The 1,186-nt window shown below is 73.6% G+C and carries 1 pseudogene; it reads left to right on the top strand.

Annotated elements, in window-relative coordinates:
- Positions 1-1,186 (top strand): annotated as a pseudogene (locus ABT367_RS41395) (LuxR family transcriptional regulator); the annotation flags it as partial.

Here is a 1,186-nt window from a genome sequence, read left to right as displayed (position 1 = left end):
CGCGGCCGCCGACGCCTCGCGCACCGGCGCCCACCGTGAGGCGGCCGCCCAGCTGCGGCTCGTACTGCGCGACCGGCAGCGTTACGAACCTGCCGAACTGGCCGCTCTGCTCGAACAGTTCGCGGTGGAGAGCTACACGATCGCGGACTCCGCGGCTGCCGTCGCCGCCCAGCGCGAGGCCGTCGCCCTGCGCAGATCCCTCGGGGACACCCGCGCGCTCGGCGCCGATCTGCGCTGGCTCTCCCGGATCCACTGGTGGGCCGGCGACGCCGACGAGGCGCAGCAGGCGGCGCAGGAGGCCATCGCGGTACTCGAAGGCGCGCAGGACGAACGGCTGCTCGCCCTGGCGCTGAGCAACACCGCACAGTTGCACATGCTCTCCGAACGGCACGCAGAGGCGGTCGAGTTCGGCCTGCGCGCCATCGCTCTTGCCCGGGCATCCGACGACCCGGCGATCCTGTCGCACGCGCTGAACAACGTCGGGTGCGCGCGCTGGCGCACCGACGACCCGCGGGGGCGTGCCCAGCTGGAGGAGGCGCTCCGGGTGGCGCTCGCGGCCGGCGAGGTCGAGCACGCCTGCCGGGCGTACGCGAATCTCCTCTGGAACCTGCTGGAGCGTCTGGAGTACGCGGAGGCCGACCGCTACTTCGCCCCGGCGCTCGAACTCGCGGACCGGGCCGAGCACTTGGGCTTCCTCAGCTATCTGCAGGTGGAGCTGGCCATGCGCCGGTTCGCCGCCGCCGACTGGGACGAGGCGGAGCGGTATGCGGAGCTCGCCGTGCACGATCATGTGCCGGGCCGCTGCCCCGCCCTGACGGTGCTCGGCCGGGTGCGGATCCGGCGCGGCGCACAAGGCGGCGACGAACTGCTCACGCAGGCCTGGGACATGGCACTCCGCACCCGCGAGCTGCAACGGACGGGAGCGGTGGCGGCGGCACGCGCGGAGGCGGCCTGGCTGCGCGGCGACGTCGAGGGCGTGGTCGAGGCCGCGCTCGCGGTGTACGAGCAGGCCTGTGTGCTCGACTCCCCCTCGCATCGCGGCGAGTTGGGCTACTGGCTGACCCGCGCGGGCCATCCGGTCCCGCCGGACGGCTCCGGGCTTCGGCCGCCCGGTGCGCTCAAGTCCCGCTCCACCGCGTATCTGACCTCCTGGACGGAGGAGCGCGGTATCGATGTGAAGAAGCCG

Source organism: Streptomyces mesophilus (assembly GCF_040300965.1).
In the GTDB taxonomy this organism is placed as follows: domain Bacteria; phylum Actinomycetota; class Actinomycetes; order Streptomycetales; family Streptomycetaceae; genus Streptomyces; species Streptomyces mesophilus_A.
Note: the sequence above shows the minus strand (reverse complement) of the source record. Positions and strands in the feature narration are given on the sequence as shown.